At 49.5% G+C, this 22,691-nt stretch carries 20 protein-coding genes; 14 read left to right on the top strand and 6 right to left on the bottom strand.

All coding sequences use genetic code 11. The features are described from left to right. The first annotated feature begins 182 nt into the window (after positions 1 to 182). The 7 genes from KG631_RS09490 to KG631_RS09460 all read left to right on the top strand — a co-directional run bounded on the left by KG631_RS09490 (position 183) and on the right by KG631_RS09460 (position 4,078). Positions 183 to 935, top strand: coding sequence for a hypothetical protein (locus KG631_RS09490; protein ID WP_213999171.1), 753 nt, complete (start codon positions 183 to 185; stop codon positions 933 to 935). Positions 936 to 938: 3 nt separating this feature from the next. Then, complete coding sequence (locus tag KG631_RS09485; RefSeq protein ID WP_213999168.1) at positions 939 to 1,361, top strand: DUF1240 domain-containing protein; 423 nt, start codon at positions 939 to 941, stop codon at positions 1,359 to 1,361. Beyond that, positions 1,346 to 1,777, top strand: coding sequence for a hypothetical protein (locus tag KG631_RS09480; RefSeq protein WP_213999165.1), 432 nt, complete (start codon positions 1,346 to 1,348; stop codon positions 1,775 to 1,777). The genes KG631_RS09485 and KG631_RS09480 overlap by 16 nt, the downstream gene beginning before the upstream one ends. 103 nt (positions 1,778 to 1,880) lie before the next feature. Further along, positions 1,881 to 2,039 carry a hypothetical protein gene (locus tag KG631_RS09475; protein ID WP_213999160.1) on the top strand — a complete coding sequence of 53 codons (159 nt, stop codon included), beginning with the start codon at positions 1,881 to 1,883 and terminating at the stop codon, positions 2,037 to 2,039. A 132-nt stretch (positions 2,040 to 2,171) separates the two neighbouring features. After that, complete coding sequence (locus KG631_RS09470; protein WP_213999642.1) at positions 2,172 to 2,618, top strand: Fic family protein; 447 nt, start codon at positions 2,172 to 2,174, stop codon at positions 2,616 to 2,618. Positions 2,619 to 2,670: 52 nt separating this feature from the next. After that, entirely contained in the window at positions 2,671 to 2,964 is a 294-nt protein-coding gene (locus tag KG631_RS09465) for a hypothetical protein (protein ID WP_213999157.1), read from the top strand. A 298-nt stretch (positions 2,965 to 3,262) separates the two neighbouring features. Beyond that, positions 3,263 to 4,078 (top strand): hypothetical protein, encoded by an 816-nt coding sequence (locus tag KG631_RS09460; protein ID WP_213999155.1) that lies wholly within the window; start codon positions 3,263 to 3,265, stop codon positions 4,076 to 4,078. A 107-nt stretch (positions 4,079 to 4,185) separates the two neighbouring features. Here the strand turns inward: KG631_RS09460 and lpdA are convergent, their stop codons facing one another. The 4 genes from lpdA to pdhR form a co-directional block, all read right to left on the bottom strand. Further along, positions 4,186 to 5,598 (bottom strand): dihydrolipoyl dehydrogenase, encoded by a 1,413-nt coding sequence (lpdA, locus tag KG631_RS09455; protein ID WP_213999153.1) that lies wholly within the window; start codon positions 5,596 to 5,598, stop codon positions 4,186 to 4,188. 166 nt (positions 5,599 to 5,764) lie between these two features. After that, the gene (aceF, locus tag KG631_RS09450) at positions 5,765 to 7,450 is read right to left on the bottom strand and encodes a dihydrolipoyllysine-residue acetyltransferase (protein ID WP_213999150.1); all 1,686 of its coding nucleotides are present in this window, start codon (positions 7,448 to 7,450) and stop codon (positions 5,765 to 5,767) included. A gap of 11 nt (positions 7,451 to 7,461) precedes the next feature. Next, positions 7,462 to 10,128 (bottom strand): pyruvate dehydrogenase (acetyl-transferring), homodimeric type, encoded by a 2,667-nt coding sequence (gene aceE / locus KG631_RS09445; RefSeq protein WP_213999142.1) that lies wholly within the window; start codon positions 10,126 to 10,128, stop codon positions 7,462 to 7,464. Between the two features lie 53 nt (positions 10,129 to 10,181). Then, positions 10,182 to 10,940, bottom strand: a complete 759-nt coding sequence (gene pdhR, locus KG631_RS09440) for a pyruvate dehydrogenase complex transcriptional repressor PdhR (RefSeq protein ID WP_213999140.1) — start codon at positions 10,938 to 10,940, stop codon at positions 10,182 to 10,184. 297 nt (positions 10,941 to 11,237) lie between these two features. Between pdhR and recQ the strand changes: the two genes are divergently transcribed. The 3 genes from recQ (at position 11,238) to KG631_RS09425 (ending at position 15,998) form a co-directional block, all read left to right on the top strand. Beyond that, complete coding sequence (recQ, locus tag KG631_RS09435) at positions 11,238 to 13,034, top strand: DNA helicase RecQ (protein ID WP_213999137.1); 1,797 nt, start codon at positions 11,238 to 11,240, stop codon at positions 13,032 to 13,034. Between the two features lie 125 nt (positions 13,035 to 13,159). Further along, entirely contained in the window at positions 13,160 to 15,265 is a 2,106-nt protein-coding gene (locus KG631_RS09430) for a diguanylate cyclase (protein ID WP_213999129.1), read from the top strand. Between the two features lie 127 nt (positions 15,266 to 15,392). After that, a complete protein-coding gene (locus KG631_RS09425) occupies positions 15,393 to 15,998 on the top strand; it encodes a YkgJ family cysteine cluster protein (protein WP_213999115.1) in 606 nt (201 codons plus the stop codon). Positions 15,999 to 16,048: 50 nt separating this feature from the next. Here KG631_RS09425 and KG631_RS09420 read toward each other — a convergent pair whose 3' ends face one another. Together KG631_RS09420 and KG631_RS09415 are read right to left on the bottom strand one after the other, a co-directional pair. Then, on the bottom strand, positions 16,049 to 17,068 hold the full coding sequence (locus tag KG631_RS09420; protein WP_213999108.1) for a zinc-binding alcohol dehydrogenase family protein: 1,020 nt from the start codon (positions 17,066 to 17,068) through the stop codon (positions 16,049 to 16,051). A gap of 9 nt (positions 17,069 to 17,077) precedes the next feature. Continuing rightward, positions 17,078 to 18,475, bottom strand: coding sequence for an MASE4 domain-containing protein (locus tag KG631_RS09415; protein WP_213999105.1), 1,398 nt, complete (start codon positions 18,473 to 18,475; stop codon positions 17,078 to 17,080). A 308-nt stretch (positions 18,476 to 18,783) separates the two neighbouring features. On the opposite strand from KG631_RS09415, the gene KG631_RS09410 reads away from it, so the two are divergent. The 4 genes from KG631_RS09410 to KG631_RS09395 all read left to right on the top strand — a co-directional run bounded on the left by KG631_RS09410 (position 18,784) and on the right by KG631_RS09395 (position 22,537). Beyond that, complete coding sequence (locus KG631_RS09410) at positions 18,784 to 19,272, top strand: YgjV family protein (RefSeq protein ID WP_213999098.1); 489 nt, start codon at positions 18,784 to 18,786, stop codon at positions 19,270 to 19,272. A 146-nt stretch (positions 19,273 to 19,418) separates the two neighbouring features. Continuing rightward, the gene (locus tag KG631_RS09405) at positions 19,419 to 19,739 is read left to right on the top strand and encodes a hypothetical protein (protein WP_213999094.1); all 321 of its coding nucleotides are present in this window, start codon (positions 19,419 to 19,421) and stop codon (positions 19,737 to 19,739) included. Between the two features lie 78 nt (positions 19,740 to 19,817). Further along, complete coding sequence (locus KG631_RS09400) at positions 19,818 to 20,378, top strand: CBS domain-containing protein (protein ID WP_213999086.1); 561 nt, start codon at positions 19,818 to 19,820, stop codon at positions 20,376 to 20,378. An 80-nt stretch (positions 20,379 to 20,458) separates the two neighbouring features. After that, complete coding sequence (locus KG631_RS09395) at positions 20,459 to 22,537, top strand: S9 family peptidase (protein WP_213999077.1); 2,079 nt, start codon at positions 20,459 to 20,461, stop codon at positions 22,535 to 22,537. Positions 22,538 to 22,691: the final 154 nt, after the last annotated feature.

Genomic DNA, 22,691 nt, shown 5'->3' with positions numbered 1-22,691 from the left:
GCAGCCGGAAATCCTGAATTAACGCCGCGCGCTCTTCTATGGTTAAGGGCCGCATGCGGCCCTTATTGTTAATCATCAAAGTACCTCAATTAGTAGCCAAACCCAGCCGTTTAAACATACAAATGTTTAACCATGCATTAATTATGTGGTAACTTATATTTTTTTCGTAAAAGGAGATTACCATGGCTGATACAAATATTGATTTGACGAGAATGAACAACGAACGCCAAGAGTTGCACATCCTGTCTTTAGAGCAATTCTCTGTGATTGGGACAACGCTTAGTAATCACACCAATATGGATAACGCCAAGCTGGTTACGGGTATCGGTACGCAGCTTACGGATCTCCGTTTTGCAAATCAGCTTATCAGAGAACTAGGCCTTACAGGAAAAGCGGTTATTAAAGAGGTGCATGGCCAAAGTTATGTCATATTAAAAGGTCATCCTGGCCTGAGAGAGAAGCTTACAGGCACCCGCTATCTCGCTAGTAACCCTAAAGTCATCGACTTAGCTATCGGACAAAAAAGAGTCACCTCAGCAATGGTAACGGGCGCACGGCTAAGCATATTTATCTCTGTTCCTATGACAGTGTTGCAATTTCTTATCGATGAACAAAGCACATTGCTTAGACTGGTCGGAACAATGGCATCAGATCTGGTCAAAATCAGCCTGAGCGCAGTAGTTGCTTCGGCCGCAGGTATGGTTGCAGGCACCCTTACTACAGTTGCAGCTGGGCCTATCGTTGCTGCCATCGCGTTTGGCATTGCAACGGCTCTTACACTCGAATATTTGGACCGCACTTTTGGGGTAACTAATGCCCTGGTTAATGCACTAGAAAGCGCTAAGGAACGTACTTTCGGCGAGCTTGCAAGGCGGATAGTAAGGTTCGAGCGTAATTTAATTAACGACGCCGTCCGCCGCATGCAATTTAGATAACTTATGCGTCCAGGATTAAAAGTCACCTTAGTTATCCTGTTCGAGGCATTGGCCGTAGCCTTTGCCTTGTTCTTTTTCTGGGGAGTTCACCAACAATATCAAGCGATAGCACAGTCCGGATTAGTTGAAATCCAAAGCGGTACGGCATTTTTGTTACTGCCCCTGATCTTGCCAATATTGCATCTGATGAGTATTGCTGAGAAACACCTTGTAGCTGGCCACAAACTAGCTAAGTTCCGCAAAATGCAAAGCAGGCTTTTTATCTTTTTTGTATTAATGCTGCCCACGATAGGTTTCGGCATAAACCAGATGGTAATATCGCAGTTAAAGCAGCAGGGGTATCATGCTTGCAGTTTGGTGACACATCAAACTCGCTCTAGCTTTACAACCTACAGTAAGGACACCGCTTTATGTCCAAAATCATAATCGCTATACTTTTTGCATTATTGGTAACCACCGCAAATGCCAGCCAGACTAAGCTGAACCTCAGTTGTCACCTGATCCCGCTGGATTATCCCGGTTTTAGCCTGAATGACATTCAGGACAAGGCCATTTCGTTAACTGCTGCCGATGCTACCGCCAAGCCATTATTTAATGCAAATGACCATACTTTTATCGTTGGCGTTAGCCGCACTGATATTACTGATGTACCGTATATTTTAGATTTTTATCTGGAAATACAGCCGCCCACCCCGTCAGAACCAGCCAGGGCGTATAGCGCGTCTTATTTCAGCCCCGGAACAGGCAAACACCACGCCAGGTTGGAGCTGCTGCATTATGGCGATAAAGCTGAGCCCTATCCGTCGGGCCAACTAGTGTTTGAATGCTGGCAATATGAGTAACTTCGGTGGTTTTTAGCCCAGCTACAGATTTGCTGCGTACGCGCGGCAAAACTGGCAGTTATAGCGCTATCGGAGTAAACTTTAGCCACAGTGTGGAGGAAATATGACCCAGCCTTATTCCAACAGCGTTAAAGAAAAACCGGTGAAGTTTATGCCGCAAAAGCAAAACTATGAAACCAGTCTGCAGTACGAAGGCATGGCACTGAAAAAAGAAGACGCTAATAAGACTATTGAGCAACTCCATAAAAAGTATGCGCGATAAATACGGCGTACTGCATGATGTATATTGTTACCCCGATAGTGACGTATTAATAAACCTATTAAATATCAAAGATGCAGATCAGCTTGCTGAAGCTGAGGCCGCTTTTAGCGCAGCGCGTTACCGAAACTATCAATCAACAGTTACTTCATTGGATCAGCTTACGCTGGCCCACCTACAACAATTACATCACTACTTATTTCAAGATGTCTATTATGGGGAGGACAGCTGCGCACCGTTGATATAAGTAAGGGCGCCACACGCTTTTGCAATTGCCAGCGTATTAAGCCGGAAGCCGGTAAACTCATGTCATTCATTCCAGCACTTGAGCAGATTGACAACAAAGATGCTATGGCTGACGCGATGGCGGATTTATATTGCGAACTGAACATGCTACACCCATTTCGTGACGGCAACGGCCGGGCGCAACGCTTCTTTTTCGAGGAAATGGCATTTCTGCTGGGTTACGAAATTATATGGCCGCCCATATCAGAACAAGAATGGGTCGATGCCAATATCGCCGGTGTAAACCTTAACCTTGGGCCGCTAACGCACATCTTCCGCAAAGCTTTAGTGAGTTAGCTGCAACGTACTAAAACAAAGGCAGCAACCCTTAACATCTGTGGAAATGGTTATGAGTAACAAAAAAGCAGACAAACCAAAACTGGTACATAGTAAAGACGTTGAAGCTCGTCCTCAGCCGGGCACGCCGGAATTTGATGCCTGGCTACTTAAACGGGCCAAAGAGCGCGCTGAGAAGTATTTAACAGATGAGTACGATTTGGGTGATGATGAACGCGGCTTGTTAGCCGGTGGCTATGATCGTTTACTCATGTCAGATGAAGAGCTGGCCGAGGAAGAAGAAGCTATGGATCAAGCGCAAAAGCAAGAACGGCGTAAACACCTTAAGTCTGTTGATTCCAAGTGAAATTAGCTTTTACCGCTCTGACTTTTCTGGGCGGTATTTTGATCTACCCCTGAAATTAATTTCAACTTTCAAGGCCTGACCCTGAGCGTTCATTTTACCTTTGTTACAGTTGGTTCTGACCTTCAGGTTACAATTAGGTCCTCTCACTTAATTTACTGAATTATTTTAAACGATTAACTTCATTAAATTCTGCTTTTCAGTTATTTTGTCGACCGTCTGAAAGGCCTGTAGCTACAAACTTGGTCGCCACCGTAAAAAAGTTAAGATAACTAAATTGTCCAAAGGAATGGGGTTGTTAATGAAGAGTTTTGTTGTAGTTCTTTTTTTTGCTGCGTTACTGTTTGCTTGGTTTAATTCTAAAGAAGACCACTCTGAAGGTGAGGCGAACTGCAATTCAAATGCTTATATAGTAAACCATTTTCGGTACAGTGAGGGACGAGAAATGGGCAACAAAGCGAACATCAAGGAAATACCGTCACATTTACCTCAAAAATTCAGAACTTTCTTTGAGCAAGCCAGAAAGCTTCCGATAAATGCTACTGATGCACAGATTAAGTCAGTATTTCCATCGCGACCTGAAGTTAGCGACACTTTTGGTATAAAGTCTTTTAAATTAAGCAGTAAAGACGCTTTATACAATATTAATAAGTACGAGGGTTGTATATCCCATATCGACCTGTATCTCCAAGATAAAGTGGTCACTTCACTGACCCAAAGTAACCACCTCCCTTCCTCAGGAACGGCTTCAAAAAATCAACCAGAAAATAGCTGTAAGTATTCTGAACGTACCGGGCAGCAATTTAGCTATTTTAACAACGGTAAATATAGTGGGGACGCCAGATATATAGGGGTATTACCAGAATCGGTTTCAACATTGTTCAATGAATTTAAAAAATTTAATTACCGACGGGACAACTTGTACGCCATTATAGGTTCACCTGTTAGCGCTGGCACTCAGCTAAAGTGGCAAGTTAATGGTGTTGATCTGGGCAATATTGAAGCAGTTATGGAAACAGAAGAAAACTGTGAGAAATCCCTTACACTCTCGTGGAAAGATATAAAAGGAGAGCATCGCCTGCTGAAAGAAACGAGCTATAACAAACCGTCTAGCTAGTTGTGGCTGAAGCTCGTGCTCACTGTAACCACAAAAAATCTGTGGTTACAGATAAAACAACAAAGGCCGCAATTGCGGCCTTTGTTCATTCTACTTGCTCAGAAAAATTACTTTTTCTTGGCTTTCGGGTTTGGCAGGTCGGTGATTGAGCCTTCGTACATTTCGGCGGCCAAGCCGATAGACTCGTTCAGGGTTGGGTGAGCGTGGATGGTTAACGCGATATCTTCGGCGTCGGCACCCATTTCTACTGCTAAGCAGATTTCGCCCAGCATTTCACCGGCGTTAATACCAACAATAGCGCCACCTAAAATGCGGTGAGTTTCTTTGTCAAATATCAGCTTGGTGAAACCTTCAGTACGGGCAGAGGCGATAGCACGGCCTGAGGCTGCCCATGGGAAGGTAGCGGTTTCGACTTTTAAGCCCTGCTCTTTCGCTTCTTTCTCAGTAATGCCGGTCCAGGCCATTTCCGGGTCGGTGTAGGCGACCGATGGAATGCAGCGTGGGTCGAAGTAGTGCTTCATGCCAGAGATCACTTCAGCTGCTACGTGGCCTTCGTGTACGGCTTTGTGCGCTAACATCGGCTGGCCGATAACATCGCCAATAGCGTGAATGTGTTTCACGTTGGTACGCAGTTGCTTATCAACATTAATAAAGCCGCGCTCGTCTACATTAACACCGGCTTTAGTGGCGTCTAACAGGTTGCCGTTTGGCTTACGGCCAACTGCGACCAGAATTTTGTCATAACGTACTGCTTTTTCCGGTGCATTTTTGCCTTCAAAGGTAACGTATAAACCGTCTTTCTTCGCTTCAACCGCGGTAACCTTGGTCGACAGCATAATGTTGAAGTTTTTGCTGTTGTACTTGGTGTAGGCTTTAACCAGATCGGCATCGGCAGCAGGGACCAACTGGTCGGCAAATTCTACTACCGATACTTTAGAGCCCAGCGCCCGGTATACCGTGCCCATTTCCAGGCCGATAATACCGCCACCTAAAACCAGCATTTCGCCCGGAATATCTTTTAATTCCAGTGCACCGGTAGAATCAATAACCCGGTCGTCATCTTTTGGAATAAACGGCAGCGCTACCGGCTCTGAACCGGCAGCGATAATAGCGTGTTCAAAAGTAATTTTGGTATCGCCAACCTGTAAAGTGTTCGCGCCGGTAAATTTACCGAAACCATTAACTACCTTCACTTTACGCATTTTTGCCATACCGCCCAGGCCATTGGTTAACTGGCCGACAACTTTGTCTTTCCAGCTGCGGATTTTGTCTAAATCAATTTTTGGCTCACCGAAAGACACGCCATGCGAGGCCATATCGCGGGCATCGTCAATCACTTTGGCAACGTGTAATAAGGCTTTAGACGGAATACATCCAACGTTTAAGCAGACGCCACCTAAGGTGCTACGCGCTTCAACCAGGGTAACCTCTAAACCTAAATCTGCTGCACGAAACGCTGCAGAATAACCGCCAGGGCCTGCGCCCACGACTACTAACTGAGTTTTAATATCGTTGCTCATCGTATTACCTTCATATTTGTCCGGTTTTCTGACAGCTTTACTTTGTAGGGTACGGCTATCAGGCGAAAAAAAGTGGCGGAATTTTAACATCAGAGCCGCCGCTCTGTAACCATAGATCGTGCTATCAATGTAAAATTACGCCAGTTTTTGCTGGCGTAAGCCGGTTTTACATAATAATTTGCCGGATATCGGCCAGATAGCTGGCTAAAGTGGCAGTAAAGCGTGCCGCTAAAGCACCGTCAATTACCCTATGGTCGTACGATACCGATAACGGCACCATTAACTTAGGCTCGAACTCTTTACCGTTCCATTTCGGTTTAATTTCCGATTTAGACACCCCCAGAATGGCCACTTCCGGTGCATTAACTATCGGCGTAAAGGCCGTGCCGCCAATGCCACCTAAACTGGAGATGGTAAAGCAGCCGCCCTGCATATCAGCAGAACTGAGTTTGCCTTCCCGCGCCTTGGAGGATATTTCCATCAGTTCACGTGACAGTTCAATAATGCCTTTCTTGTTAACATCCTTAACTACCGGCACCACTAAACCATTTGGCGTATCCACTGCGATACCCAGGTGAATGTACTTTTTCATAATCAGGCTCTGGCCATCTTCCGATAGCGAGCTGCAGAAGGTGGGGAACTCTTCCAGTGCCTTGGCCACCGCTTTCATAATAAACACCAGCGGGGTGTATTTAACGCCCATTTTCTTCTTCTCGGCTAACGCATTCTGCTCTTTGCGGAAGTCCTCGAGGCCGGTAATGTCGGCTTCGTCAAACTGGGTCACGTGCGGAATGCGCACCCAGTTGCGGTGCAGGTTATTGCCCGACAGCTTTTGAATACGCGATAACGGCTTGCTTTCTACCTCACCAAATTTGGCAAAGTCGACCTTAGGCCAGGCAATTAAATCAAAGCCCATGCTATTACCTGAGCCTGAGCCACTGCCTGAAGAAGCGCCGCTTTCAGCCTGTTTTACCAACTGCTTAACATAGTTTTGCACATCTTCTTTCACTACCCGGCCTTTGCGGCCGCTGCCTTTTACCTTGGCCAGGTTAATACCAAATTCGCGGGCTAAGCGGCGGATAACCGGGGAGGCGTGAGCATAAGCGTTGTTTTCAACAAAGCCTTCGCCTTTATCGCTGCTGTCAGAGGATTTGTCGTCATCTTTGCTTTCGGCTTTTGGCGCAGCATCGGTTTTTGCTTCTGCTTTAGTTTCCGCTTTTGGTGCGTCGGCAGACTCTTCTTCGCCGGTATCATCAGCTTCGTCGCCAGCCGTTTCAAACACCATAATCAGGCTGCCGGTCGACACTTTGTCACCAACACTGACTTTAATTTCTTTCACCTTACCGTCGAACGGCGCCGGCACTTCCATGCTGGCTTTGTCGCCCTCAACGCTAAGCAGTGACTGGTCGGCTTTAACGCTGTCGCCTACCTTTACCAGAATTTCGGTAACTTCAACCGGATCGCCACCAATGTCGGGCACTTCAACATCTTTGCTGGCACTGCCGCCGGATTTTTTGGCCGCAGGCTTGCTCTCTTTTGATGGCTGGTCTGCTGCTTGCTTGTCATCTGACTTTTTGTCTTCCGACTTTTTAGCATCGTCTTTGCTATCGCTGCTGCCGGCATCACCTTCAAAAATCATGATCAGGCTACCGGTTTTTACCATATCGCCGGTTTTTACTTTAATTTCTTTTACCACGCCGCCTTCGCTGGCTGGCACTTCCATGGCGGCTTTGTCGCCTTCCACATTAATTAACGACTGGTCGGCTGCAACTTTATCACCGACCTTCACCAGTATTTCGGTTACTTCAACCTCATCTGCACCAATGTCCGGTACCTTAATTTCAATCGACATACGTTATCCCCTTACGCGTACAGCGGATTGGTTTTGGTTGCATCAATGCCAAATTTCTTAATGGCCTCGCTTACCACCGCTTTTTTCAGCTCGCCCTGTTTTACCAGTTCGGTTAACGCCGCTACCACAATATAACCGGCGTTTACTTCAAAATGACGACGCAGGTTCTCGCGGCTGTCAGAGCGGCCATAACCATCGGTACCCAGTACTTTGTAAGATATCGCCGGGATAAAGGCGCGAATTTGCTCGGCGTAGTTTTTCATATAATCGGTAGCGGCAATGGCCGGTGCCTTGCCCATTACCGTAGCCACAAATGGCGTTTTCTCTTTGGCGTCCGGGTTCAGCATGTTGTAACGCTCAACGTCCTGGCCATCGCGCGCCAGCTCGTTAAACGAGGTTACCGAGTAGACGTCCGACGCTACACCGTAGTCCTTACTGAGAATCTCGGCGGCTTTACGCACTTCATTAAAGATGGTGCCTGAGCCTAACAGCTGTACCTTGCCGCGATCACCATTGTACGACTCCAGCTTATAAATACCGCGGCGAATGCCTTCCTCGGCGCCTTTTGGCATGGCCGGGTGGTGGTAATTCTCATTCATTACCGTGATGTAGTAATAAATGTTTTCCTGATCCGGGCCATACATGCGGCGGATACCATCCTGCATAATCACCGCCAGCTCATAAACGTAGGTCGGGTCGTATGAAATACAGTTTGGCACGGTGCTGGCCAGCACATGGCTGTGGCCGTCTTCGTGCTGTAAGCCTTCGCCATTTAATGTGGTACGGCCGGCAGTGGCGCCCAACAGGAAACCACGGGCTTGCTGATCGCCGGCCATCCAGGCCATATCGCCGACCCGCTGGAAGCCAAACATCGAGTAGTAGATGTAGAACGGAATCATCGGTAAATCGTTGGTGCTGTACGAGGTGGCTGCCGCCACCCAGGACGACATGGCGCCCAGCTCGTTAATCCCTTCCTGTAATACCTGGCCACCGACATCTTCTTTGTAGTACGACACCACTGAGCGATCTTCCGGGGTGTACGTCTGGCCACCCGGGTTATAAATACCAATCTGCCGGAACAGGCCTTCCATACCGAAGGTTCGGGCTTCATCAGCAATGATCGGCACAATTTGCTTACCGATATGCTCGTCTTTTAATAGAATATTCAGAATACGGGTGTAGCCCATGGTGGTGGAGATTTCACGTTTTTGCTCAGTTAATAATGAGTCAAACGCCTCCAGCTCTGGCAAGGTTAATGGCTTGGTAAAGTTAGGCAGGCGCACCGGGGTGTAGCCGTGCAATGCTTTACGCCGGTCATGCAGGTATTGCAGCTCTGGCGAGCCTTTCGGCAGTTCAATGTACGGTAAGTCGGCTACCGCATCTTCACTGATATAATCTTCCAGCCCCAGACGCTTGCGCAGTTGCAGCACGTGGGTCATGTCCATTTTCTTCACCTGGTGGGCAATGTTCTTACCCTCAGCCGCATCGCCCATGCCATAACCTTTCACGGTTTTGGCTAAAATAACGGTCGGCTTGTCGGTGCAGTTTTGCGCCGCTTTAAAGGCAGCAAACAGCTTGGACGGTTCATGGCCACCGCGTTTTAACGCAAAAATTTCTTCGTCGGTCATATCGGCAACTAATGCTGCAGTTTCCGGGTAACGACCAAAGAAGTGCTTGCGCACAAAAGCGCCGTCGTTGGCTTTATAGGTCTGGTAGTCACCGTCAACCGTTTCATTCATTAACTGCAACAGCTTACCGGTGGTGTCTTTGGCCAGCAGTTTATCCCAGCCGCGGCCCCATACCACTTTAATCACGTTCCAGCCGGCGCCGCGGAATAAGCCTTCCAGCTCCTGAATAATTTTACCGTTACCCATTACCGGGCCATCAAGGCGCTGCAGGTTACAGTTAACTAAAAAGCACAGGTTATTCAGTTTTTCGCGGGCGGCAAAGCTGATGGCACCGCGAGATTCCGGCTCGTCCATCTCGCCATCGCCTAAAAAGGCGTATACGCGCTGCTCGGTGGTGTCTTTTAACTCGCGGCCATTTAAGTACTTTAAAAAGCGCGCCTGATAAATCGCCGCTATCGGGCCTAAGCCCATCGATACGGTTGGGAATTGCCAGAATTCCGGCATTAATTTCGGGTGCGGGTAGCTGGATAAGCCATTGCCATCGACTTCCTGACGGAAACCATCTAACTGAGCGGCGGTTAAACGGCCTTCAACAAAGGCGCGGGCATAAATACCCGGCGAAATATGGCCCTGATAATAGACTAAATCGCCACCGTCTTTTTCATTCGGCGCCCGGAAAAAGTGGTTAAAACAGGTTTCATAGAAGGCCGCAGATGACTGGTAAGAGGCCATATGGCCACCCAGTTCCAGCTCTTTTTTCGAGCCGCGCAGGACAATCATAATGGCGTTCCAGCGGATAACCGAGCGGATACGTCGTTCCAGATTAACATCGCCGGGGTACGCCGGCTCCTGCTGTGGCGGGATAGTGTTAATGTAGTTGGTGGTAACACCGGTTGGCATGTCCACGCCTTCTAAGCGGGCCTGCTCTAGCACTTGTTCAAGCAGGAACTGCGCCCGCTCAACACCTTCGGTGCGCACTACTGATTCCAGTGCTTCCAGCCACTCTTTTGTTTCCAGAGCGTCGATGTCATTCTTACTGACTTCAGACATATCGAGGTTTCCTTTGGTTGTTCACGCCCACAGGCGCATCAAATTTATAAGTATTAACCCTGCTGCGAACGCCGCAATGAACGCTCAATACGCGAGCGCTCTTTATCCAGTTCCAGCAGTGCTTCTTCAATAAAGGCTAAATGGCCATTGCTGGCCTGCCGGGCCAGTTCAGGCTGACGGCTAATCACCGCTTGCATCAGCCGGCGCCGGTGATCATTTAATTTTTCGGCTATACCATCACGCTGCTGCAGCGCCGCCAGATTTAAGCGAATGTTCTGCTCCGTTAACGGCGTTAAACTTCTGACCAGATGCAACAACACCACATTGTGCGAGGCTTCGGCCACCGCCAGATAAAACTGACTGACGGCTTTAGCTTCTGCTTCGGCATCCTGAAACTGCTGATTCAGACAAATTTCTTCGTATAAATTTTTGATTTTTTTATGATCGCTCTCGGTGCCACGCAGCGCCGCATAGTAGGCACAAATGCCTTCCAGCGCGTGGCGGAACTCCAGAAAATCAAACTGGGAATCCGGATACTGCGCCATTAAGCTAAATAGCGGGTCGGTTAAATCTTTCACCAGGTTATCGCAAACGTAGGTGCCGCCGCCCTGACGCCGGCTGACTAACCCCTTGGCTTCCAGTTTTTGAATGGCTTCACGCAACGACGGCCGGGATACCGCAAAGCGCTCTGCCAACTCGCGCTCTGACGGCAGCTTCTGGCCGGGTGCAAAACTGCCTTCCAGTAGCAAATGCTCCAGCTGGGTGACTATCTGATCAGACAGCTTTGCCGGCTTTATCTTTAAATCAGCCATATCGGGTTATTAAAATCCTTATTAAAGCGCCACCGGTAAATTGGTCTTACCAATATTATAAAGTGGCGACACGGTAGCATTTTTACGATAACAAGTAAATAAAGCAGAGATCCACAGCAAAGGCAAAATCAATTTTTTATTAGAGCATAAACTCGAAAAAATTCTATATTGACCAAGCTCATCAAATTGGTCTGACCACAAATCATAATGGGATAAAAAACGTCTGGCAGCAAAGCTGTAAATTAGCCGGCGTAACGCATACAATAGCCGCTGTTTTTTTAAAGGTAACAGCGGCGCGTGTCTGAACAGTTATTAGCCACATTAAAACAAGCTTTTGGTTACAGTGCCTTTCGCGACGGCCAGGCCGAAATTATTGATGCGGCATTAAGTGGCCGTGACAGCTTTGTGCTGCTACCCACCGGCGGCGGCAAATCGCTGTGTTATCAGCTGCCAGCGCTGCATTTGCCCCAGGTAACTATCGTCGTGTCGCCACTAATGTCGCTGATGAAAGATCAGGTTGACGCCTTGCAGGCCAACGGTATTGCTGCGGAATTTGTTAACAGTAGCCTGAGCCGCGAAGCGGTATTAGACGTGTTCGCCCGCTTACGCCGCGGTGAGCTAAAGCTACTGTATGTGGCACCGGAGCGCTTATTACAACCGGCGTTCCTTGACCGGCTATCTGACGTTGGCGTCAGTCTGTTTGCCATCGATGAAGCACATTGTATTTCACAGTGGGGCCATGATTTCAGGCCCGACTATATGGCACTGGCGCTATTAAAGCAGCGTTTCCCCAGCGTGCCGGTAATGGCACTCACCGCCACCGCCGATATTGCCACCCGGCAGGATATCGTGCAGCAACTCACCTTGCACAACCCCTGCATTTATACCGGCAGTTTTGACCGGCCCAACATTCGTTACACCGTGCAGGAAAAATTCCGGCCACTGGAGCAGGTGGTCAGTTATTTAAAGCAGCAGGAAGGCAGCGCCGGTATTATTTATTGCAGCTCGCGGCGTAAAGTCGACGAGCTAAGCGGCCAGCTCAGTGAACGTGGCTTTAAAGTGGCGGCCTATCATGCCGGCCATGACAGCGAGCAGCGCGGCCGGGTGCAGGACGATTTTAAACGGGATGATATTCAGATCATCGTTGCCACCGTGGCTTTTGGCATGGGGGTGAATAAATCCAATATCCGTTTTGTAATCCATTTTGAACTGCCGCGGACCATTGAAGCTTATTATCAGGAAACCGGCCGTGCCGGCCGGGATGGGGTGCCGGCCGAAGCGCTGATGCTGTTTGATCCGGCGGATATTACCCGGATGAAACGCTGGCTGGAGGCCGAAGAAAACCCGGCCCGGGCTGAAGTGGCCTGGCAACGTTTTCAGGCGATGGCGGCCTTTGCCGAGGCCCAGACTTGCCGCCGCCTGGTGTTACTGAATTATTTTGGCGAAGCCCGCCAGCAGCGCTGTGGTAACTGTGACATCTGCTTAAACCCGCCGCAGCAGTTTGATGCCACCGAGCTGGCACGCAAGGCGCTGTCTTGCGTTTACCGGGTTGAACAAAGTTATGGTATGGCCCATGTTATTGAAGTCCTGCGCGGCAGCCAAAACCAGAAAATCCGCGAACAAGCGCACGATAAACTCAGTACCTGGGGCCTGGGTAAAGATCACAGCCACGATTACTGGTTAAGTGTATTGCGCCAGTTGGTGCACTTTGGTTATTTGCAACAGGACATTACCCGCAATTCGGTGCTGCAGCTGTTACCGGCAGCCCGGCCGCTGCTACGTGGTGAAACCAGCCTGCAACTGGCGGTACCGCGCTTGCAGAGTAGCCAGAAAGTGCCCGCCAAACTGGGCAACCAGAAATATGACCGGACGTTATTTGCCCGCTTACGCACCTTGCGTAAACAGCTGGCCGAGCGCGACGATGTGCCGCCTTTTGTGGTGTTCAGTGATGCCACGTTAATTGATATGTGTCAGCGTTTACCGACCGACAACCCTAGTATGCTGGCGGTATCGGGGGTGGGTAATACTAAACTGAGCCGTTATGGCAGTGAATTTATTGCTGAAATCGGGGATTATCTGGCTACTCACGGCTAATGTTATATTTGTATAGCTAAAACGTAATTAATTAGGCTAAGCTACGGTTTAACGAATGCCGGGATCAGCCATACTGAGCTACGATTTCGCTATGTTAATTATTGTCCTGTCAACGGAGAGCGTCAGTGGTATCAGTAAAACCCTGGCTGTATGCCTTGCTGTTATGGCTTTGTAGCTGGCCATTGCTTGCTTCGCAAATTGAAAGTAACCGGCTTGGCGCCGATACCACGACGGCAAAAAGTAACATTCAGCACCTGTATTATCTTAGTGCCACCAGCGCTGTGTCGCTGGATGATATTCTGGCCGATCCGGCTTACACCCATAGTTTTCAGCCCGTACAGAGCGATAAACGGATCATGATCAGTGACAACAGACCGGTTTGGTTTAAAGCACGCCTGCGTAATACCAGTAAACAACCGGCCAGCTGGTTACTTGAATATAATTTTCCGATGGTCGATAAACTTGAGGTTTATCAGGTAAACCGGGCCAGTAAAGATATAGAGCTGCTGAACCGCACTGGCAATGACTACCCGTTTTCTGAACGCTCGCTGCCGTACCGGGGCTACATTACCGAACTGAACTTTGCATCAGAGCAGGAGTTCGACTTATACCTGAAGGTAGAAGATGCCGCCATTATTCCCAGTGATATTACCCTGTGGCAACCCGAAGCGTTTATCAGCGTGCAGCAAGGTAATGCCATTTTTGATGGGGTGCTTAGCAGTATTTTACTGATGCTGGCGCTGCACAGTTTTATTATGTTTAATCAGCGGCGCCAGCGTCAGCATTTATATCAGGGTTTGTTCTTCACCTGTTTTGCCATGGTGCTGGCCATCCTCAACGGCCTGGCTTTCCCGCTGTTATGGCCGGATAACCCGGCGATAAACCTGGCAGTACTGTACATTTTTGCCGGTTTAACCTTACTGTGCCTTAACCTGTTTATCCGCGCCAGACTGGAACAACCGTTGTCGTTTGTCTGGCACAAGGTGCACATTTTTAATAATCTGCTGACCCTGAGTTTATTGTTCAGCCCGTTGCTCATTGGCGGCGAATGGCGGTTCTGGTTGTTACTGGGCAGTATTATTGTGGTTATCAGCAGTAACATGTTACTGACCCTGCACTATGCCATTGCTGGCCAGAAAAACGCTCGCTCGCTGGCCCTGGCCTGCTTTTTCCTGCTGATGAGTGCGGCAATTCTGACGATGGCCCAGCTAGGGTATTTTAAACAGCTACTGGAGTGGCATTATCTAACGCTGTTGCTTATTTTACTGTGTATGACGGTCATTCACTTTAGTCTGGATCATATTCATGCTGAACTGACCACCGATCATGATTCATTACGAGAGCTGGCTAAATATAAAACGCTGTTTCATCAGGCGGCAGAGGGCCTATTTGTCGGTAATGCAGAAGGCCAGTTGCTGGACGCTAATCTGGCTTTGTTGCAAATTCTGGGATATCAGCAACTCAGTGAATTGCGACAGGATGTTGGTGGCAACGGGATGGCCCGCTTTTATGCCAACCCGAGTGAGCGTCAGGATTTTATTAGCCAACTGCATAAATTTGGCCAGCGCCAGGCCGAAATCCGGGGGTTACGGGCTGACCGCAGCCCGTTCTGGGCCTTACTATCTGCCCGGCTGGTACCGGCCACCGCCACAGAACCCGCTTTTATTCACGGTTCGGTTATTGATATCAGCAAGCAAAAGCTGGCTTACGAGCAGCTAAGTTATCAGGCAAATCATGACGCCATCACCGGCTTATACAACCGTCATTACTTGCTGCAGCAACTTACCCGCAGCCTGTATCAGGGTACGAAACGACACAGCAGCCTGTTATTTATTGATGTTGCCCAGTTTAACGATATTAACAACCGTTATGGCCACAATGCCGGCGACAGCCTGTTAAAACAATTGGGCCAGCAATTGGCGCAGAATTTAGCCCCTGCCGATATGTTAGCGAGGTTAGAGAAAGACCAGTATGCGCTGCTGTCGCCGGGTAAAAATGCCAACGAAGCCCTGGTTATTGCCTACCGTTTAATCGATCAGGTGAAGGGCTTTAATTTCAGCTGGCAACAACAGCAGTTTACCATCAGCATTAATATCGGTATCCGGGTTATTGATAATAGCCGCCAGGACAGCGACAGTTTTCTGATGCAAGCCGCTGCCGCGGCGGCCAGCGCCAGAGAGAAAGGCCAGAACCGGATCCACCTGTATACCGAGCCCATGGCAACCAGTTAGCGTGGCCTGGTTAAATATTTACCGCCGCCTCTTGCTGAGCCAATCCGGCTCAGCGTAGAATGATGCGGCGACAATCCGTCGTTTCTTTATTAAGCAAACCCCTTTATGTATTTCGTTCGGAGTCTGTATGCAACGGCTGCGTGAATTATCGCGTCGTGTTGAGGCTGTGTATGGCGAAATAGCGGAAACCTTCAGCAGTTATCAGCAACGCCTGGGCTTACAATGCCGCAGCGGCTGTGGTGAGTGTTGTCTGGCCCCGACTATTGAGGCAACCGTGCTGGAAATGTTGCCGCTGGCATTGCACTTGTTTGATCAGGGTAAAGCTGAACAGACACTGGATCAACTCGTTCAGTTAACTGCGCCTCAGGGCTGTTTTTTCTATCAGAAGTTGTCATTTGATGGCAAACAGGGTCAGTGCAGTGTGTACCAGCAGCGTCCCAGTATTTGCCGGATGTTTGGCGCCGGCGGTTATCGTGATAAAACCGGCCAGACATCGTTGTCTGTTTGTAAAACTATTAAAAGTGACAATCTGGCAAAGTATCAGCAAAGCTTGATTATGCTGCAGAGCGAACCACCACCGTTGATGATGCAAAGTAAAGAGCAAGTCAATGAGCTGGACTATCAGCTGGGCAATAAACATTACCCAATTAATGCAGCGCTGCAACTGGCTCTGGAGCAGGTATTGTTTAAAGCCAGCTACAGTTTTGAGCAAGACAACCAGCAAATTGCCTGACAGCTGTGGCCAGACAGCAGTTACCAGCCAAGTTGCAAAGCCAGGGCCGGTTAAAAGCCGGCCAGTACTACTTTGCCGATGGCTTTGCCGCTTTCCAGCAAGGCATGGGCCTGGCGTAAATTAGCCGCATTAATAATCCCGAAGGTTTGTTGTAAGGTGGTTTTTATCTGGCCCTGCTCTATCAGGCGGCTTAAGTCGGTTAGCAGCTGATGTTGCAAGTGCATATCGGGCGTAGTGAACAGCGACCGGGTAAACATAAACTCCCAGTGCAGTGAAATACTTTTCTGTTTTAACGGCATAATATCGATGCCACCGACCGGGTCATCAATCAGCGCCAGTTTACCCTGCGCCGCCAGCAATGTGACCAGCTCAGGATAATGCTGATCAGTATGAGTTAAACTGGCGACATGGCTTACCGACTCAATACCCAGCTCAGTTAATTGTGGTTGCAGAGGCTTGCTGTGGTCAATCACATAATGCGCTCCCAGCTCTTTTACCCAGGCTTGCGTTTCCGGCCGGGACGCCGTTGCCACAATACAAACACTGGTCAGTTTACGGGCCAGTTGCACCAGTATCGAGCCGACCCCACCGGCCGCGCCGGTAATTAATAACACCGGGCGTGGATATTTTAAACTGGACTGATCTAACTCGAGCCGGTCAAACAGTAATTCCCAGGCGGTAATCGCAGTAAGCGGCAGAGCGGCTGCCTGCTCATAACTCAGGTTAGCCGGCATGACGGCCACCAGCCGCTCATCCACCAACTGATACTCAGCATTCGAACCACTGCGGTTAAGCGCGCCAGCGTAATAAACGTTGTCACCGGGCTTGAACATTGTTACTTCGTCGCCACAGGCCACCACTTCACCAGCGGCATCCCACCCCAGCACTTTAAATTCACCTGCTGGCGGCGTTACCCTGCTACGAATTTTAGTATCAACCGGGTTAACCGACACGGCCGCTACTTTTATCAGTAAATCGCGACCCGAGGCTTCGGGCTGGGTTTGCTCTATATCCATTAAAGCTTCAGGCTCTGTAATAGCCAGAGAATGTTGGTAACCTACTGCTTTCATACCCTTTCCTTAATACGGTTTTGCTTGTTCAATGTTGTCAGTTGCAGCCGGCGGTGCCAGTATCACCCGATTACGACCGTTATTTTTTGCCTGATACAAGGCGTTATCAGCCTGACTGAGCAAGCCGTCAGGGCTGTGATGACCATCGATACTCACCGCTACGCCAATACTGACGGTAATATTCAGTGTTTTGCTGCCACTGACGATGGCCAGCTCTGCCAGTTGTTGCCGCAGCTTTTCGGCTACCTGCATAGCACCATCACTGCTGGTATCAGGCAATACTATGGCAAATTCTTCACCACCATAGCGGGCGACAAAATCTGCCGGACGCTGGAGCACGCTGGCAATACTTTGCGCTATCTGATTTAAACAATGGTCGCCCATTAAGTGGCCATGGCTATCATTAAACGCTTTAAAATAATCAACATCCAGTAGCATCAGCGCCAGACTGGTGCGTTTACGCGCAGCTAATTGCAGCTCTAATTGCAGTTGTTTATCCAGAAAACGGCGATTATAAACCCCGGTCAAACTGTCCAGCATCGTCAACTGATACAACTGCTCATTGCTGCGGCGCATGTTTAAATATAGCGTATTAATTTCCCATAGCAGCACGCCTAACAGCACTGTTGCAGACACTGTGCTGCTGACGCGGGCCGCGTACCAGCCAATACTGAAACGATTGCCAGCAAACAGGGTGAGGGTAACATCCAGTAAACTGGCAAATAACGCCAGGGTTAACCATACCGGCATCACACCACCCAGGCGACAACGCCAGGCCATGCAAGCCAGCGCCATAATATTCAGCACCCATACCATAATGGCAAAGGGACTATGTAAAAGTTGCTGATAACTGTTCTGACTAATTAACGCAGGCAAATGCTGGCTGTACCAGGTTGCCAGCAACGCAAGACCTATACCAAAGAGCAGGGCCAGAGCGACAAAATTAAACGCCCACAGTGGAGCACTGGCTTTGGGCACCCGTTTATTTTTAGCCAGCCGCTCGGTCAGTAATGCCAGTAGCATTATCGCCGGAAAACCGGCATGCCAAAACACCCAGATCCATACTGCACTCTGACTGCCGGCGTTCAGTAAACCGCTATCAGAAAACACCCCCGGAAACACCATTAGCTGAATGGCCACCAGCGGGATCAAAAACAGATAGCCACCGGCAATAACGCCGACATACCAGCGGCGATTACTGAGAAATTGTGAAATTAACAGATAGCCGGTAAGGCCTTCCAGCAAAATAATGCAGGTAGCATAAATAGGCAAAAAGGGCTTAACTTCAGGCAACACTATGTTAAGGCGGTTATGCAGTAACAGCGCAGCAAACAACATAATAGCGCCAATAACACCGGCCACTTTAATATGGCTCAGGTTTTGCCGCGTGTTAAACAAATCAGCCACGTCACCCCTTCTTTACAGCATCAGCTTCTAATTCGGCTCTGTAGCAAAGTGCTTTAATAAAAGTGCTTTAATAATAGCAGCCGCAAAATGCATTTAACATTAATGTTGACACCAAGCCTACCAGAAAATACTGCGCCAGCCACATTTTGGTTCTATTTATCCTGGCGTCGCGACTCAGATGCGAAGGTTATATGTTATGCCGATGCTCGCAGGCAAGCTTGTCATTAATCCGGTAAGATAACAGCCGTTTAATAGCCACGTCTGAGAGTGTTTTGCCAGAGTTCAGCTTATTATTTGCAGGGTCACAAATGCTTGCTGCCATCGCGTTTGGTAGTGGCATTTTTGCGTTCTGGCAACAGCAGCGCAGTGCTATGCTGAAGTTCTGGTTTATCTCGGCGGTAGTGAATGCCAGCCATTTTGCCTTACTGGGCCAGTATGAAGCGGCTTTGTTCGTTGGCCTGACGGCTATCCGCTTTCTGGTGGCCGCCATTCAGCCCCGCCAGCACTGGATGTTGTTATTTATGCTGGCCGCCACGCTTATTCTGTTAAGCACGTATAACAGCCCGTTGAATTTACTGCCTTATGCTGCCGCCATGCTAGGTACCTACGGCAGTTTTCAAACCAGCTTAGGGCGGGTAAGACTGTGCATGGCAGTGGGTGCCAGCAGCTGGATAATACATAATATTTTAGTTGGCTCGCCCGTGGCAGTAATGATGGAGCTGGCTTTTCTGCTCAGTAATCTGGTTGGGTTTATCCGCGCCCGCCGCATAGCACGCCAGTTGGTAACCCACAGCTAAGCCGTCAGCACTGAAAATTCGCCGCTGGTCGCATTAGCATACTATTTTTACAGCCGGCTCTTGCAGTTGCCACTAACTGCGCTCATTATCGATGGGTAACAAAGGGCAGATAATCTGGCCCTGATTTTAAGAGAATTATTACTGAGATGATGCGCTGGTTAACTGCGGCTGCCCTGCTAATGTACCTGAGCTTGCTGGTAACACCGCAAGTTGCAACGGCGCACGACCCTCGTTTATCACCGTTGGCTGACAGCCAGCTACAGGCAATAAGCCCGTTAACCGGCCAGGCAAGCCTGATCACTGAACAAGACAGCAGTGATGATAGTGACAACAGCCTGCCGCTTGCTACTGATAAGCTACCGTTATTGCTTAGTATTACTGGCAGCAGCCTGCCTGCAGCCGTTTTACTGCCCCAAACCAAAGCCGCCCACCCGGTGCGCGCCCCACCACTACATTCCTTAGCGTAAAACGTTTCCGGCATTATTGCCTTTGTAAAACTTTTTAGCAGCCAGCACGGCCTCTGCATGCTGGCAGTAAGGAATATCATGAAAACACTAGCTTTATTTTCAGTAGAACCGATTGACCATTTAGTACAACCCGGCCAGTTTGAGCAGGCCAAATTAACCTCTCCTGCCTTACAACTGGTCACTGACTTTAAACACAGTAAACCCGAGATGATTAGTGAAAACACCGCCGCCAGTGATGTGCTGGCGATAATGCAGCTGGAGCGCAGTAAGCTGAAACTGGTGGTAGATGAGCAGGGTGAGCTGAGCGGCATTATTCACCTGGAACAATTATCCGATCAGGCGATTATGCGCCGGGTGGCGCTGGGAGACAGCCGGCACGACATTAAAGTTGCCGATTTAATGCTGCCGCGGCAGCGGATTAAGGCTTTGGCCTGGCAGCAATTGCAACACTGCACCATCGCGGATGTGCTGAATACCCTGCAATCAAGCGGTGAGCAACATTGCGTGGTGGTGGACCGCGAGTCACATCAGATCCGGGGGGAGATAAGCGCACAGGATATCGCCCGCAGGCTACACCTGCCGCTGCATATCCGTCAGGCACCGACCTTTTTACAGTTGTTCGACAGCGTCAGCGCTTAAAACCGCTAACTGGTCGCGGGATGTTTGAACCTTAACGGCGAAACAGGTAGCTTAGCCGTTAAGGTTATTACAGCGAGAACATGCCCGTGAAACACACTTCGTCCGCAATTAAACTGTTAGCCAGCCTGCTGCTGGGCAGCGCCCTGCTTTTTGCTCTGCCAGCTAATGCCAGCACCACCGTTAGCCAGTACTTTGAAGCAGAGGATATTTTTGCGCTGGAGTACGCCAGCGATGTGCAGATATCGCCCGATGGCAGCAAAATTGTGTATGTCCGGGCCAGCAACGACATTATGACTGACAGCACCCGCACCAGCTTATGGTTGCTGGATGTTAAAAGCGGCCAACAACTCCCTCTGTTTGCCGATAACTTTAGTTATAGCCAACCGCGCTGGTCAGCAGATGGCAAAAAACTGGCCTTTATCGCCAATAGCAGCGGTAGCCGGCAAATTCATCTGCATTATCTGGCCGAGAATAAAACCGCCCAGTTATCGCGTTTACCGCAAAGCCCGGCTAATCTGAGCTGGTCCCCTGATGGCAAGCTGCTGGCCTTTACCATGAATGTCGCGGCCAGCGAAGCTGAGGTAAAACAGCAGGTTAAAAAAGTGAAAAAGCCGGCCGGTGCCAAATGGTCTGAGCCGGCTGTAGTATTAGACCGGGCCCGTTATCAGGCCGATGGCCAGGGCTTTTTAAAGCCACAATTCCGGCAGATTTTTGTGCTGCCGGTAACAGGTGGCAGTGCCCGTCAGTTAACGTCTGGCGACTTTCACTACGGTAGCGATTTAAGCTTTACACCCGACAGCCAGGCGCTGGTGTTTTCAGCCAATCTGGACCCGGAGTGGGAATTTCAGCCGCGTGACAGCAACCTGTACCGGTTAGATTTAGCCAGTAATGCGCTAAGCACCCTGACCACTATGGCCGGTGATGAGTCGGCCCCGGTATTTTCGCCCGATGGCAAACAACTGGCGTTTTTATGGCAAAGCAATGCGCTGGTGCCCTACAGCAACAGCAAACTAAAAGTGCTGACACTTAGCAACAATAGCATCAGCGATATCGCAGCAAATTTTGATCGCAGTATTGCCGCCAGCGACTGGCTAAGTAACAACAGCTTTGTGGTGCAGTATGATGACCGGGGCCAGCGTAAACTGGCGTCGTTAACCCGCAGTGGCAAACTGACTGAGCTGACAGCCAGTTTAGGTGGCGTGTCGCAACCGCAGCCTTACCTGAGCGGCAGTTTTAGCCTGTCTGATAACGGCGTGATCGCCTACACCCATGGCACCAGCCAGCGCCCCAGTGATGTTGCCGTGCTGCAAAAAGGCAAAAGCACTGTACTTACCGCACTGAATGAAGATTTACTTGGCCACAAAAAACTGGCGCAGGTGCAGGAGATAACTTACAAATCTTCGTTTGACGGTGAGGAAATTCAGGGCTGGTATATGACGCCGCCGGATTTTGACCCGGCTAAAAAATATCCTTTACTACTGGAAATTCATGGTGGCCCGCACCTGGCTTATGGCGCGCAATGGAGCGCCGAAATGCAGCGTTATGCTAAAGAAGGCTATGTGGTGTTTTACGATAATCACCGCGGCAGTTCGTCGTACGGTGAACGCTTTGCCTTGTTACTGCAGAATAAATACAGCTCACCGGAAGATTACGCCGACCATGACAGTGGCGTAAATGCGATGCTGGAACTGGGCTTTATTGATGAAAATAACCTGTTTATCGGCGGCGGTTCGGCCGGTGGTATTGCTGCAGCCTATGCCATTGGCTTAACCAACCGCTATAAAGCAGCGGCAGTAGTGAAGCCGGTTATTAACTGGCTGAGTAAGGTTTTAACCGGCGATAGCTACCTGTACCAAACCTTTCACCAGTTCCCGGGCGTACCCTGGGAAAACGTTGAGCACTACTGGCAGCGCTCACCACTAAGCCTGGTAGGCAATGTGCAAACCCCGACTATTCTGATCACCGGCGAGCAGGACCGCCGCACGCCGATTTCCGAGTCAGAGCAGTTTTATCAGGCGCTGCAAATTCGCCGGGTAGATACCGCCTTAGTGCGGATCCCCGGCTCGCCGCATGGGATCTCCAACACACCCAGCCGGATGATTGAAAAAGTCGAATATATGCTGGCCTGGTTTGAGAAATACCGTACGCCAAGCGAATAGTAAATTAAACCAAAGCAGAAAAAGGTCGAACAGGTTTACCCTAAGCCGACCGTTGAAGCACCACGGCGGACAAATTCGTCAGGAACGAATTTGAGCAGCTCCGCTGACCGGAAGGGCAAACTTCATGGATGAAGTTTATAAACGAGACCCCAGG

The sequence above is a fragment of the Arsukibacterium sp. genome (assembly GCF_018402695.1).
Classification (GTDB): domain Bacteria; phylum Pseudomonadota; class Gammaproteobacteria; order Enterobacterales; family Alteromonadaceae; genus Alishewanella.
The sequence above is the reverse complement of the archived record's forward strand: the minus strand, read 5'-3'. Positions and strand labels throughout refer to the sequence as shown.

Bases quoted from the DNA above. Each gene is read 5' to 3' on its own strand.
- KG631_RS09420 (WP_213999108.1), bottom strand. From the start codon at position 17,068: ATGAAAGCAGTAGGTTACCAACATTCTCTGGCTATTACAGAGCCTGAA.
- KG631_RS09410 (WP_213999098.1), top strand. From the start codon at position 18,784: ATGCTTGCTGCCATCGCGTTTGGTAGTGGCATTTTTGCGTTCTGGCAA.
- KG631_RS09405 (WP_213999094.1), top strand. From the start codon at position 19,419: ATGATGCGCTGGTTAACTGCGGCTGCCCTGCTAATGTACCTGAGCTTG.
- pdhR (WP_213999140.1), bottom strand. From the start codon at position 10,940: ATGGCTGATTTAAAGATAAAGCCGGCAAAGCTGTCTGATCAGATAGTC.
- KG631_RS09460 (WP_213999155.1), top strand. From the start codon at position 3,263: ATGAAGAGTTTTGTTGTAGTTCTTTTTTTTGCTGCGTTACTGTTTGCT.
- KG631_RS09400 (WP_213999086.1), top strand. From the start codon at position 19,818: ATGAAAACACTAGCTTTATTTTCAGTAGAACCGATTGACCATTTAGTA.
- KG631_RS09485 (WP_213999168.1), top strand. From the start codon at position 939: ATGCGTCCAGGATTAAAAGTCACCTTAGTTATCCTGTTCGAGGCATTG.
- KG631_RS09425 (WP_213999115.1), top strand. From the start codon at position 15,393: ATGCAACGGCTGCGTGAATTATCGCGTCGTGTTGAGGCTGTGTATGGC.
- KG631_RS09465 (WP_213999157.1), top strand. From the start codon at position 2,671: ATGAGTAACAAAAAAGCAGACAAACCAAAACTGGTACATAGTAAAGAC.
- KG631_RS09395 (WP_213999077.1), top strand. From the start codon at position 20,459: ATGCCCGTGAAACACACTTCGTCCGCAATTAAACTGTTAGCCAGCCTG.
- aceE (WP_213999142.1), bottom strand. From the start codon at position 10,128: ATGTCTGAAGTCAGTAAGAATGACATCGACGCTCTGGAAACAAAAGAG.
- aceF (WP_213999150.1), bottom strand. From the start codon at position 7,450: ATGTCGATTGAAATTAAGGTACCGGACATTGGTGCAGATGAGGTTGAA.
- KG631_RS09475 (WP_213999160.1), top strand. From the start codon at position 1,881: ATGACCCAGCCTTATTCCAACAGCGTTAAAGAAAAACCGGTGAAGTTT.
- KG631_RS09480 (WP_213999165.1), top strand. From the start codon at position 1,346: ATGTCCAAAATCATAATCGCTATACTTTTTGCATTATTGGTAACCACC.
- lpdA (WP_213999153.1), bottom strand. From the start codon at position 5,598: ATGAGCAACGATATTAAAACTCAGTTAGTAGTCGTGGGCGCAGGCCCT.
- KG631_RS09490 (WP_213999171.1), top strand. From the start codon at position 183: ATGGCTGATACAAATATTGATTTGACGAGAATGAACAACGAACGCCAA.